We start from the raw sequence: 10,677 nt of genomic DNA on the forward strand, positions 1-10,677 counted from the left end.
ATATCATAGCCTTTCTTTAAGTTTGAACATGTATATTAATATGCTTCTTGAATACAAAAAACATCTATCCACGCTTGATGACGAGATAGATGCTTTTATGTGTAGTAGTTTATCAACTGAAGTTAAATATATCTTTTATAAAAAGATATTTAATGATGAGTGGAGATTAAACACTGCGTTTGGACATCAGTCTACATGTCTAAGACGTTTTACTGATTTTATTAATAAAACCTATCCGAAGGTTGAATCACTGTTGGAGTTGGATCCAATTAAGACAAATATAAAATGGATCAACTACTTACAATCTATTGGCGTAAGGACTCACAAAATAAATACTAACAAGGATAATGGATTTACTTACGAAACTAAAACTCAAACCGCAGCCTTTTTTAACCTAATATTAAAGGCCTTAATAACTTATCTTGATGATCGAATTGAATGGGAGAAAGATAGATGGGACATGAGGAACTTATATCGGGATTTTGGTATTCGATATAATGAATCAAAAGCAAACTATTATATTTATTTTTCATCCATTAAGAATCCACATTTGAAAGATGGATTTAAACGTTACACTAAACAAAGGCTTTTAAGTGGACATAATTTTACAACAGCTGCAGCACAGTTATATTCCCGATATATACCAGGATTTATCAATCTTATTACCTCATTAGAATCGGATTGGAATGATTTTCACAAGCTAAATCGGAATCATATTCTTCAGTACATTGAATACCTAAATAATTATACTAAAAACTTCACCCATAAAAGAGCAAATCCTGAAAAGTACAAGAAAGAAGCACTCAATTGTGTTTCAAAATTTTTAAGGGATTGTCAAATGTATGAGTATGACTTTGCACCTGAAAAAAGTGTATCATCATTAATTTATCCCGAAGATAAACCTACCGAAAGAAAAAAAGCATATGATCAAGTAGATTATATTCCTGAATTTGTATTGGAGCAATTATTTAACAATATCAGTGACCTTCACCCAGATGTTCAGCCGATTACATGGATTGCATTTAAGACAGGACTAAGAATATCGGATACCCTGGGATTAACACATGATTGTTTAGTTAAATTAAATGACAAATATCAAATTGTAACCGATATTGAAAAAACATATGTTAAGGGTCACTCAATACCCATTGATGATCACTTGGCCAATATAATCGCTGTTCTAATTGATAGGTCTAAACAAAAAAGCAACAATGATAATAATCCAAAACGCTATATTTTTGTTCGTTATGTGGGTGCAAGGAAAGGAAAGCCCTACTATCAGCATTGGGTCGCTGAACAACTTAACGCATTAGCTGTAAAGGTGAATATTGTTGATGAAAGTGGGAAGTTGTTTCATTTTACAAATCATCAATTTAGACACACGTACGCCATTAAATTGTTAAATAACGGAACTGATATTTTGACAGTACAGGAGCTTATGGCTCATGCTTCTCCTGAAATGACAATGAGATATGCACGCTTATTAGACGGAACAAAAAGAGAAGCGTTCGAGAATGCGATAAATCAAGGCGTGTTTAGTTTTGACTTGGATGGAACGATGGTCAATGTAAAAGAGTCTGAAGAAGTTCCTGAAGATGTATTGGAGTGGCTATGGAGAGATCACAAACTAACAGCAATAGATAACCCATATGGTTCTTGTAGAGCTCGACTAGAAGGTGATTGTCCCTATGCGGAAGAACCTCCTTGTTTGACATGTAATGGTGGTAGCCCTTGTAAAGACTTAGCGGTTGGTCTTTCTGAAATGGATATAGCCAAGTATGATATTCATATTGAATCTACAAAGAGAATGATTTCTGTTGCGAAAGAATATGGTAGAGATGAAATTGCACAAAAGAACAAAAAAAACCTAGACAGATTATTAAACATTTACAATACTATTAAATCAGGTAATATTGTGTTCGGTCGATTGGATAGAGTAAAACGAAAGCAAGGTGTTTTTAATGCCTAGATATGACCGAAAAGAGCATCTTAAAGAGATCCATTCAAAGAGGAAAGCATTGACAACCGAAAAGGTTAAACAAGCTATTAAAAAGCTAATGAAGTCAAACAATGCTATAAACTTTAATAGCGTTGCGATTGAGGCAGGAGTCAGTAAGGCAACATTATACAATAATAAGGACATAAGAGAACAAATCAGTACCTTAAGATCAACCACTCCCCTTGCCTATAACAAACAGCAAGCAAAATTCGATTTAAATGATAATAATAAAGACGCAGTAATAGATTCCTTGAGACGAAGAATAAAAAAACTTGAGGAAGAAAATAAAGAATTACGAAATAATTTAAAAGTTGCATACTCTGATTATTATAAAAATGTATAAAAACATCAAACACTCGCACTAAAAACTCCATATTCTCTAAGGTGGAGGCTTTTCTTATGCTACTATCAGGGCAGGTTACTTTAAGTGAAAGAATTCACAAAAGGTAGGAGGCACATATTTCTTCACAACTTTATGGGGATATATGGAGGATATTCAAAAAGGTGCGCCCTAACTGAGTGCACCTTTTGTTTTTATGAATTGTATATTTCTCTATTTAAATTCACAATATCCCTATGTGAAAATTCAACTTCCTTTTTTTCTGCAAGGAGTTCTGCAAATCTTTCCATCACCTTGTCCCGTAGTAATGGTGCGTTTTCTTTATTTGCCTTTTTCAACGCTTTCGTGAGTTCATCTTTTGTTAGCTCTGTGCAGTATGCGGGAGTTCCTGGCTGTTGTCTCCAAGAGTCACTTAAAGAACCACTATCTACTGCGTCGAAGCCTAGCTCGTTTACTACGTCCATGACTACTTGTTTTTGTGTTTGGTCATTACCAGCAACTGCCATCGCAATTCGTCCAATAGTTTCTTCGGATGTTCCTTCATTTTCTAAAGTATAGGCTAATATGTTGTTGAAAGCTTTAATGATAGGTCGGACTAATTGATTGGAAACCCAAACACTTTCAACCATCCCGTTCTCGATTTCTTCAATTTTGCCGTCTCTATAAGGGTAATAATTTGAAGTATCTACAATGATCACTTCCTCCCCGACTTGATCGATAATGTTCTTAATACTTGGAAGTGCTTTTAGAGGGAGAGAAATAATAAGAACTTCAATATTTGTAATTGCATCCTCTACATGAACGGGTGTTCCATCAAACTCTTTTCCTTCTAAACGTTCAATTCCTCGTGCATCTGCAATTTTGACATTATGCCCATTCTTAACTAATTTTTTAGAAATAATTGACCCAATTGGTCCCGCACCTATAATTCCAAATCTCATTTTTGTTCCTCCAAAAGAATTTGTTATAAAAGAATTAATCTGCATAAAGTTACACAATAATATGGTTTATCAAACTTAAACATATATTCATTAGATATTAAAAACGTATTGAGTATTTTTGTTACATATACTAGAATAAAACCATTTCTCTTCTTGTTGAAGTAGGCAATAAATATTGACTTAGTACATTTTTTTGTACTTAGTATATGGCATCGCCTATACCCAGACGTTGGAAATATTAATAACATGTTTAAAATGTATTAGCCATCAAGTAATAAACTCTAGCATTGAATATAAATGCTTGCTGACATGGAGGAGGTTTAACCATTGTTAGACTCGTCTTTTTTGTTAAAGGGTTAGTTTGAGACAAGTAGATTGCCGTCTGCTAATTTAGACTATTTAGTAAATTATCTAATGTTTTGTGATTATACTTCCATAAATAGTAGTAGCAACGATAGTGAGAATAGTAGAAGATAATATGGATTATGTAAAAAGGCAATACCATATAAGGTATTGCCTTTTTACATTTGAGTTGGATTAGTGAGTAACATGATGAGGGAAGCAATTAGAAGTATAATACTTTGATTAGAAAAGATTTGCCTCCATTTGCTTTAGCAACCTTCTTAAAAGCATTCTCTCGTCCAAAGTAATATCTGATAATAGCCTATCTTGTTGATTTCTCCATTTTTCATTTACAGGGGCTTCAAGGTTTCTGCCGGCGTCGGTAAGAAATATCCTGGTAATTCTTTTATCGGTGCAATCTTTTCTTCGTATAATTAGTCCTTTCTTCTCAAGAGCTTTAACCATATTAGTAACTGTGGGAGCCTCACAATTTAATTTGTTACAAAGTTCAACTTGAGTTAAGCCATCTTCTCTCCATAGTTTACATAAAAGGTTATCTTGTCCAACATGCAAGTTAAGATCATGTAGTAAATGATTGTAATTTCTTCTTGTCTGTGACGAAATTTTGTCTAAAAGCTCTCTTATGTCATCATTTAACATATATAACTCCCCGTCTAAAATTATTAGTGACCTAACTATAACTTCGAGTGTATATTAAGTCAATTTAGGGGTCAAAACCCAATTAATCGTTTGTACTTTTTGCCTGTTCACCATACTCTTTACCAAAACCCTCCATCATATCTAGAACAGGAATTAATTTCATGCCTTTTTCTGTAAGTGAATACTCTACTTTAGGAGGAACTACAGGAAAGACTTCACGTGTAATGACACCATCGTTTTCTAATTCTCTTAGTTGCTTAGTGAGGGAACCTTGTGATAGATCCCCTAGAAAATTCTTGATGTCGGAATAACGGCGTGTAGTTCCTTTTAAGTACCAAAGAATAAAATACTTCCATCGGCCAGATAAGACATTCTGAGTAAATGCTATTGCGTACATATCTTCTTTTTCATCTATAAACTCTCTTTGAAAACCATCTTTACAAACCTTCAAAATGTTTCACTCCTGTCTATTAGTACAAAAATATGTACTATATCCATTTATATTGCCCTCTTTTCAACTACTCATCATGACTTTATGATTGTCATATAAACCAAAGCAAATAATTACTAGTTAATTATCGAAAGACTAATATCATCATTATTTTTTGGTTTTATAGTTAGCAAGCTAACTAATTGTAACATAGAAAGGAGGTTTAGATCAGTGAATATAGAAAATTCAGGACTAAAATTATCGATTTTAGACTTTATTCATATTTATAAAGAAAATAATGCTAGAAAAAGCCTTCAAAATACAACAGAAATGATTCAATTAGCGGACCGTTTAGGATTCACCAGGTATTGGTTCACTGAGCACCACAATACACCTACTTTGATGAGTACCTCACCTGATATGTTAAGTATGCATGCAGCTGCACATACCAAAAACATTCGTGTAGGTTCTGGTGGGGTAATGTTACCAAATCACAGTCCTTTGAAAGTGGTGGAGAACTTCACTCTTTTAGAAGGATTATATCCAGGTCGAGTTGATCTTGGTATAGGTAGGGCCTCTGGAACTGATGGCTGGACTATGTGGGCTTTGCTGAGGTCCAAAGAATTATTAGGAGTAAATGATTTTCCCGAGCAGTTAGACAACTTGCTTTCCTTTTTTGACCGTAACTTCAAAATTACTCATCCTTTTAGTAACATAAATCCCCCTGGGGACAAGACGATGGTACCTGATATGTATATGTTAGGTTCTAGCGAAGGTGGATTACAGTTTGCACTCGAAAAAGGCTTAGGATTTGTATTTGCTGCACATCTGGCACCACAATTAGCTGTTCCGATGTTAAGAACTTACAATTCTAACTTTAAACCTTCGTCATATTTAAGTGAACCGAAAAGTATGTTGGCGACTATTGTTATCACAGCCGAAACTGAAGAAGAGGCTAAGTATATTGCAGGACCAGTAGAATTACTTTGGGCACGGATGAGTACAGGTTCAAAAAACCTTACATTTCCTACAACAGAGGAAGCCAAAAATCACAAATATACTCTAGAAGAAGAAAGAGCCAAGGAAAGAAATAAAGAACGCTTTATTATTGGTAGTGTAGTAAACGTCGCTGTCCAACTTACTCAGATTGCGAAGGCGAGTTTAGTTAATGAAATTATTATTGCTGATTTTTATCCAGATCAAGAAAGTCGAAAAAGAGGACATGAATTATTGGCAAAGGAACTAGGGTTAATGCAGGGAAATTAAAGAACGCGGTATGTAAAAAGGAGAATTCAGTAGTGATTGAAAGAAAACTTAAACTTGGTGGTATCATCGACGGAGTTGGTTGGAGCTATTTTGGATGGCGGCATCCTGATATACCTGCAAACGCCAGCGAAAAGATTGATTTCTATGTTGAAAAAGCAATCCAGCTTGAGAATGCGAAGTTTGATACGATTTTTTTAGCTGACGTCAGTCATATTGGACCGGGCATGATACCACATTATCTTAGCATGTTTGAAGGGATATCTATTTTGTCTGCATTGAGTATGGTAACTCATTCTATAGGATTAACTGCTACAATAGCTACTTCATATGCTGATCCATTTACAGTTGCAAGACAGATAGCTTCGCTGGATAAGATTAGTAATGGTCGAGCCGGATGGAATGCTATCACTTCTAATCCTGGGGGTTTAGCAAATTATAGCCGTACTCATTTAAGTAAATCTGACCTTTATCCACTAAAAGAAGAATTTTTGGTAATTGTTGAAGGTCTTTGGGATTCGTATGAAGATGATGCATTTATACGTGATAAAAAAAGTGGAGTATTTTTTGACCCAAGTAAAATGCATTCATTAAATTATACAGGCAATTACTTTTCAGTAGATGGACCTTTAAATATTAGTCGTTCTAGACAAGGTAGACCAGTAATCTCTCAAGCTGGGACATCTTCAGCTTTTATGGATGTAGCTGCTAGGCATGCTGAAGTCATCATGGTGCCTGGAGATAATTTTGATTATCTAAAGGGATTTACTGTTGAGCTGAAAAGAAGAGTGGAAAATCAAGGGCGTTCACCAAATGACCTACTGATAATGCCTTCTCATAGCCCAATAGTTGGTAAAACAGAAAAAGAAGCACTAGAAAAATTGAGAGAAATAGAGTCATTAATGCCTATTGGTCATAGACTACCAAGGCCTCAATTGTTGGGATCGGCGGAGCATGTGGCAGAGAAAATAGAACATTGGTATAGAGCAGGGGTAATGGATATCTTACTAATTAGACAAGATTACCCAGCGGGATTTGAGGACTTTATTAAGTTAGTTGTCCCAATATTACAAGAAAAAGGCATATTCAAAAAGGAATATGAAGCTAACACACTCCGAGGAAACTTAGAGCTACCTTACCCTGAGAATAGCTATAAAGAATAACAAAAATTAAACCAGACAACAGAAGGAGAATTTAACAACATGAAAAGTAACCGAATTACAAATCTACTAGGTATAAAATATCCCGTTATTTCAGCTGCAATGACATGGGTCACTTCAGCAGAGTTTGTTGCAGCAGTATCAAATGCAGGTGGAATGGGTGTATTGGGGCCAAATGCAGGTCAAAAAGAAAAAGCGAGTAGCGCAGAAGATATGGCAGACCGATTAACAAAAGAAATTCGTAAAGTGAAAGAATTAACGAACAAACCATTTGCAGTCAATTATATTTTTCCAATGGGTGATGCTTCAGAAGATCCATTTACTAATGCTGTTTTTGAAGTATTGGTTAAAGAGAATGTAAAGAATGTTATAGCAATTGGACATGGGGTCGTAGAACGTGAACTGAAACGACTTAAAGAACATAACATCAATGTCATTTACAGAGATTTAAGTCCTACTGTAGAAAAACTTGTAGAAGCAGAAAAAACAGGTGTAGATGCACTTATTGTTACGGGTTATGAAGCTGGTGGCCATATGAGTGATTTTAAAATTAGTACTCTTTCTCTTGTACCACAAGTAACATCACTTGTAAAAATCCCCGTAATTGCTGCTGGAGGGATTATAGATGGTCGTGGAGCGAAAGCTGCTTTTTCCATGGGAGCAGAAGGTGTATACATGGGTACTAGATTTATTGCGACTTTCGAAAATCCGGCAAGTATAGAAACAAAAAAGGCAATTGTTAATGTAAAGAGCGAGGAGTTTATTGAATTTAAATCAGGTGCGGGACATTTGAGAACGATACCGACAGAAGCTGGTAAAAAGGCTCTAGAATTAATCAATCAAGGCAAACCTCAGGAAGCATATAAATATTATGGAGAAGGATTCAAAATAGGGATGCTAGACGGAGACCTTGTAAATGGTACCGTAAGTGTATCTGAGTCGGCTGGAGGTATTAAGCAAATTCTAACATGCCAAGAAATAATAGAAGAAATCGTTCAATCAATAGGATGAAGTTTTTAATAAAATTTTAATGGAATTTAGGAGGAAAAGGGAAATGGGAAGATTAGATAATAAAGTAGCAATTATTACAGGGGCTGGTGCCGGTCAAGGGGAGGCAGAAGCATATTTATTTGCTAAAGAAGGAGCAAAGGTTATTGCAACGGACATTCAGTATGAAAGTGTACAAGCTGTTGTGGAACGTATAAATGAGAAATACCCAGGAAGTGCTACTGCTTTGAAGCAAGACGTGTCATCAGAGGAGGACTGGGAAAAGGTTGTAAAGACAAGCATCGAACTTTATGGGAAAGTTGATATTTTAGTTAATAATGCAGGAATTGCAGCTATTAAGCCTTTTAATGAAACTACAGTTGAATATTGGACTTTAGCACAAAATATCAATGCATGGAGTCAGTTTGTAGGAATTAAAACAATTGTACCTTATATGAAAGAAAACAGGGGTGGTTCAATTGTAAATATTGGTTCAATGGCAAGTGAGCGCCATTCAGCTGGTGGCTTCAATGCTTATACAGCAAGTAAAGGTGCCATTAAATCTTTAACTCGTGCAGCTGCAGTAGAGTTTGCCCCTGATCAAATTCGAATTAATTTAATTCAACCAGGACCGATACTAACTAATATTGTTTCAAATACATTGAGTGAAAAACAAATTGAAGAAAGAGCGCAAGAAATTCCAATAAAAAGATTAGGGGTTTCCGAAGAAATAGCTAATATGGCATTATTTTTAGCAAGTGACGATGCTTCTTATATAACAGGTGCTGATCATATAGTTGATGGCGGTTTATCTGTTAAGTAACAGCACTAAATAAGTGAGACCACCATTAAATGGTGAAACTTTATAACCAAGTTAAATTTAGACATATCAAGAAGATAGAAAAGTTTTTTATTTTTCAAATTTCATTTTATAAAGGCCCAGGAGGATTTAATAATGAATAATAGAATATGCGAAATATTAAATATAGAAAAACCGATTATTCAGGGACCAATGTCTTGGATCACAAATGCAGAATTTGTTGCAGCAGTAAGTAATGCAGGTGGATTAGGATTTCTAGGACCGAATGCCGGTCAGGCTGATGTAACTAGTTCCCCCGAAGTAACTGCCGAAAGAATGAGAACTGAAATACAAAAAACAAAGGCTTTAACGAATAAACCATTTGGTACGACCTTAATTGTAAGTGGTGATTTAACTTACACATGGCCAATTCTAGAAGTAGTTATAGAGGAAAAGGTTCCAGTTGTCCTTATAAATGGTATATTAGATGAGAAAATTTTTAAGCCACTGAAAGAAAACAATATTAAGATTGTTTTTAGACCAGGTACCCCTACTATTGATAATGCAAAAGCCGCTGAAGAATTTGGTGTGGATGTTTATGTAGCAACTGGATTTGATGAAGGTGGTACCGTTCCAGAACGAGTGATTGGGACATTTTCGATTATTACAATGATTGTCGATGCTATAAATATTCCTGTTATGGCAGCTGGGGGGATTGGGGATGTCAGAGGTGTACGTGCAGCATTTGCTTTAGGCGCTGAAGGTGTGTTTGCTGGTAGTGTCTTTATTCCAACAAAAGAAAATCCAGCAGCAGAAAACGTGAAACAAATGATTGTTGATGCTACAGCAGAAGATTTACTAATGTTCCGTACATTACCAGCTTACTATCGGTCTTTACCTACTAAATTATCGAAAAAGCTAGTAGAAATGGATGAAAATGGTGCCAGTCGTGAAGATATAGCAAAAGTAATGGGAGGAGCAGGTGGTATACGTATCGGTATGCTTGAGGGTAACAAAGTGGATGGCTATATTACTGTCGGCACAGGAATTACCCCAATTAAAGAGATTAGAACTGTAAAGGAAGTGATTGATGACTTAATGCAAGATTTTAATTGAAATTGCTATACTAACAACTGTTAATCGGATTAATCAGAATCAAATTAAAGAGACATTTGACTGTACTGTATAATTCTGTTGTTGCTAAGAAGAGACGAGATTAAAGTAGCAGCAACTATTTTAGAAAACGGTAAGATTGATGTTCAGTATGAGCATCCAGTTCCATCATAAAAATCACCAGATTAGGCTGTTTTTATGATGGAGAAACGAAGTAGTGGACTTCTCTCGGTCACTATTTGAGTGAGAATATCCCGAGAGATGATGTACATGCAATTCAACTTAATAAGAGAGCTGTTAAAACTGAATAATATGTGAAGAAATACACTTAAGTTACCGGGGGCTTTCCTTATATAAAAGGGAAGCCTTTTTCTTATGTCGCTATCATGACAGCATTCCTGTAATAAATGAAATTTTTAATATTGTTTTGGTCATATAATTGAAAACCATGAAAAATAAAGGAATCAGCTGCTATCAGGTGGCTGATTTTTATGTAGAGCGTAACTTATAATAAAAGATCTAAAAAAGGTGGGATTGTGAAGAAATGTACTTAAACGACCACCTGCTAAAGCAGGTGGATTTTGACATAAATGTCGACGACTAAAGTCGTTAACTAAAACTGAAGTCATCTGAAAGACCTTAA

10 protein-coding genes are annotated in these 10,677 nt (G+C 35.2%); 7 read left to right on the top strand and 3 right to left on the bottom strand.

The features are described from left to right. Positions 1-838: 838 nt before the first annotated feature. Positions 839-1,969, top strand: coding sequence for a tyrosine-type recombinase/integrase (locus IC621_RS26770; RefSeq protein WP_224752822.1), 1,131 nt, complete (start codon positions 839-841; stop codon positions 1,967-1,969). Then, positions 1,962-2,342: a DUF6262 family protein gene (locus IC621_RS25755; RefSeq protein WP_078412359.1), complete on the top strand. Its 381-nt coding sequence runs from the start codon at positions 1,962-1,964 to the stop codon at positions 2,340-2,342. Before IC621_RS26770 ends, IC621_RS25755 begins: the two co-directional genes overlap by 8 nt. 191 nt (positions 2,343-2,533) lie before the next feature. Here IC621_RS25755 and IC621_RS25760 read toward each other — a convergent pair whose 3' ends face one another. From IC621_RS25760 to IC621_RS25770, 3 genes are all read right to left on the bottom strand, one after another. Beyond that, a complete protein-coding gene (locus IC621_RS25760; RefSeq protein ID WP_078412357.1) occupies positions 2,534-3,280 on the bottom strand; it encodes an NADPH-dependent F420 reductase in 747 nt (248 codons plus the stop codon). A gap of 585 nt (positions 3,281-3,865) precedes the next feature. Next, positions 3,866-4,282, bottom strand: a complete 417-nt coding sequence (locus IC621_RS25765) for a MarR family winged helix-turn-helix transcriptional regulator (protein ID WP_078412355.1) — start codon at positions 4,280-4,282, stop codon at positions 3,866-3,868. A gap of 82 nt (positions 4,283-4,364) precedes the next feature. Continuing rightward, on the bottom strand, positions 4,365-4,736 hold the full coding sequence (locus tag IC621_RS25770; RefSeq protein WP_318153123.1) for a winged helix-turn-helix transcriptional regulator: 372 nt from the start codon (positions 4,734-4,736) through the stop codon (positions 4,365-4,367). Positions 4,737-4,943: 207 nt separating this feature from the next. Between IC621_RS25770 and IC621_RS25775 the strand changes: the two genes are divergently transcribed. From IC621_RS25775 to IC621_RS25795, 5 genes are all read left to right on the top strand, one after another. After that, positions 4,944-5,978 (top strand): LLM class flavin-dependent oxidoreductase, encoded by a 1,035-nt coding sequence (locus IC621_RS25775; protein ID WP_191162858.1) that lies wholly within the window; start codon positions 4,944-4,946, stop codon positions 5,976-5,978. Between the two features lie 32 nt (positions 5,979-6,010). Further along, positions 6,011-7,138 (top strand): NtaA/DmoA family FMN-dependent monooxygenase, encoded by a 1,128-nt coding sequence (locus tag IC621_RS25780; protein ID WP_191162860.1) that lies wholly within the window; start codon positions 6,011-6,013, stop codon positions 7,136-7,138. Between the two features lie 39 nt (positions 7,139-7,177). Then, positions 7,178-8,146: an NAD(P)H-dependent flavin oxidoreductase gene (locus IC621_RS25785; RefSeq protein ID WP_191162862.1), complete on the top strand. Its 969-nt coding sequence runs from the start codon at positions 7,178-7,180 to the stop codon at positions 8,144-8,146. Between the two features lie 43 nt (positions 8,147-8,189). Then, positions 8,190-8,945, top strand: a complete 756-nt coding sequence (locus IC621_RS25790) for an SDR family NAD(P)-dependent oxidoreductase (protein WP_191162864.1) — start codon at positions 8,190-8,192, stop codon at positions 8,943-8,945. Positions 8,946-9,077: 132 nt separating this feature from the next. Beyond that, complete coding sequence (locus IC621_RS25795) at positions 9,078-10,037, top strand: NAD(P)H-dependent flavin oxidoreductase (RefSeq protein WP_191162866.1); 960 nt, start codon at positions 9,078-9,080, stop codon at positions 10,035-10,037. The last annotated feature ends 640 nt before the right edge of the window (positions 10,038-10,677 follow it).

It is taken from the genome of Metabacillus arenae (assembly GCF_014773385.1).
GTDB classification, from domain to species: domain Bacteria; phylum Bacillota; class Bacilli; order Bacillales; family Bacillaceae; genus Metabacillus_D; species Metabacillus_D arenae.

Coding starts and splice junctions, on each gene's coding strand:
- IC621_RS26770 (WP_224752822.1), top strand. CDS start 839: ATGTATGAGTATGACTTTGCACCTGAAAAAAGTGTATCATCATTAATT.
- IC621_RS25755 (WP_078412359.1), top strand. CDS start 1,962: ATGCCTAGATATGACCGAAAAGAGCATCTTAAAGAGATCCATTCAAAG.
- IC621_RS25760 (WP_078412357.1), bottom strand. CDS start 3,280: ATGAGATTTGGAATTATAGGTGCGGGACCAATTGGGTCAATTATTTCT.
- IC621_RS25765 (WP_078412355.1), bottom strand. CDS start 4,282: ATGTTAAATGATGACATAAGAGAGCTTTTAGACAAAATTTCGTCACAG.
- IC621_RS25785 (WP_191162862.1), top strand. CDS start 7,178: ATGAAAAGTAACCGAATTACAAATCTACTAGGTATAAAATATCCCGTT.
- IC621_RS25790 (WP_191162864.1), top strand. CDS start 8,190: ATGGGAAGATTAGATAATAAAGTAGCAATTATTACAGGGGCTGGTGCC.
- IC621_RS25795 (WP_191162866.1), top strand. CDS start 9,078: ATGAATAATAGAATATGCGAAATATTAAATATAGAAAAACCGATTATT.